This window comes from Pseudomonas lactucae, from assembly GCF_036688725.1.
Taxonomy (GTDB): Bacteria; Pseudomonadota; Gammaproteobacteria; order Pseudomonadales; family Pseudomonadaceae; genus Aquipseudomonas; species Aquipseudomonas lactucae.
On record NZ_JAQQPT010000051.1, the window covers coordinates 1 to 1,538 of the forward strand.

Annotated in this window: 1 protein-coding gene and 1 pseudogene; both read left to right on the forward strand. The window is 63.0% G+C overall.

Annotated elements, in window-relative coordinates; translation table 11 throughout:
* Positions 1-1,062 (forward strand): 2-deoxy-5-keto-D-gluconate 6-phosphate aldolase domain-containing protein (locus tag V6M90_RS30010; RefSeq protein WP_332847667.1); only part of this gene is annotated, 1,062 nt, incomplete at its 5' end.
* A gap of 87 nt (positions 1,063-1,149) precedes the next feature.
* Positions 1,150-1,538 (forward strand): annotated as a pseudogene (locus V6M90_RS30015) (myo-inosose-2 dehydratase); the annotation flags it as partial.

The window sequence follows — 1,538 nt, forward strand, 5'->3', positions numbered from 1 at the left end:
CTCAGTGGTTGGCTCGTTGATGCCAACGATGAGCGTTGCAGCCAGTTGGCCAACGCCTGCGGTGGCCTGGTCGTGTCGCGCCACGCCTGCGCCCCGGCCATGCCGACCCCCGCCGAGCTGGATTATCTGTTCAACAGCCCGGTGCCGATCACCCGGCCGGACCAGGACGTGACCCTGCAACGCCTGCACCGCGTCAGCGTGCCGCGCAAGGCGTGGAAGCAACTGTTCATCTTCGCTTTCGACCATCGCTGGCAGCTGGTCGACCTGGCACAACGCGGCGGGCAGGACCCGACGCGTATCAGTGAGATCAAGCAGCTGTTTATCCAGGCCATCGAGCGCGTGGAAAAAAAGCTCGCCGAGCAGGGCGTCGATGCCGACGTGGGCCTGTTGGCCGACCAGCGCTTCGGTCAGGACGCGCTCAACGCCGCCAGCGGTCGCGGTTGGTGGATCGCGCGCCCGGTAGAAGTTCAGAATTCGCGCCCGCTGGCCTTCGAGCACGGCCGTTCGATCGGCAGCAACCTGATCGGCTGGCCCCAGGAGCAGATCATCAAGTGCCTGGTGCAATACCACCCGGATGACGAACCCATGCTGCGCCTGGAACAGGAAGCGCAACTCAAGGCGGTGTACGACGCCTCCCTGGTCAGCGGGCATGAGCTGCTGCTGGAAGTCATCCCGCCCAAGGATCACCCGTCCACTTATCCCGACGTGCTCTACCGCAGCCTCAAGCGCCTGTACAACCTGGGCATCTACCCGGCGTGGTGGAAGATCGAGGCGCAGTCGGCCGAGGACTGGAAGCAGCTCGACGCACTGATCCACGAGCGCGATCCGTACTGCCGTGGCGTGGTGCTGCTGGGCCTGAACGCTTCGGCGGAGTTTCTCGCCGACGGCTTCAAGCAGGCCGGCCAGAGCACCACCTGCCGCGGGTTCGCGGTTGGCCGCACGATCTTCCAGGAACCGAGCAAGGCGTGGATGGCGGGGGAGATTGATGATGAGACTTTGATTGCGCGGGTACAGGCTACCTTCGAACAACTCATCAATGCCTGGCGCAGTGCCCGAAATTAGATCAGGTCAAATGTGGGAGGGAGCAAGCCCCCTCCCACAGAAAGCAGATCCCAGTGAATTCTGAAGATAAAAACAAAAGGTGCAGCCATGCCCGCAATCCGAATTGGCATCAACCCGATCTCCTGGAGCAACGACGACCTGCCGGCCCTGGGCGGCGAAACGCCCTTGAGCACCGCCTTGAGCGAAGGCAAGGAGATCGGCTACGAAGGTTTTGAACTCAACGGCAAATTCCCCAAGGACGCCAAGGGCGTCGGCGATGTGCTGCGCCCTTATGACCTGGCGCTGGTCTCCGGCTGGTATTCCAGCCGCCTGGCACGGCGCTCGGTGGCCGAAGAAATCGAGGCGATTGCCGGCCATGTCGACTTACTCAAGCACAACGGCGCCACCGTACTGGTGTATGGCGAGGTGGCCGATTCGATCCAGGGCTCGCGTATTCGCCTGATCGAACGCCCGCGTTTCCATAGCGAGCAGGCCTG